The organism is Streptococcus oralis, assembly GCF_001075675.1.
Taxonomy (GTDB): Bacteria; Bacillota; Bacilli; order Lactobacillales; family Streptococcaceae; genus Streptococcus; species Streptococcus oralis_V.
Map to the genome: position 1 here is coordinate 1 of NZ_JUNW01000009.1, position 271 is coordinate 271.

Annotated in this window: 1 protein-coding gene; it reads left to right on the top strand. The window is 41.3% G+C overall.

Annotated elements, in window-relative coordinates:
• The coding region (locus ADM50_RS01805) for a TipC family immunity protein (RefSeq protein ID WP_049484330.1) at positions 1-220 on the top strand (220 nt) is incomplete at its 5' end.
• Between the last annotated feature and the right edge of the window lie 51 nt (positions 221-271).

Below are 271 nucleotides of genomic sequence, written 5' to 3' on the forward strand. Positions count from 1 at the left end.
AGGTTTAAAGAAAGCAGATACGGAAACTTATATCGAAGACGAAGCTCAGGTGAAATCCTATCTAGAGCAGTACGGTATCACTGCTAAGGACTTGGATTCCTACTACGACGAAATCGTCAACCAGAAAGTCTTGAAGGACTGGTGCACGATTTATAACAGTAAGTACTCGCCAAGCAACTATGGCGATGTCAAGATTGAAACCCAGTGGGAAAATTGGTGACAATATGAAGAAAATCCTAGGCCTAGTAGCTTTATTCGTGATAATCGTATC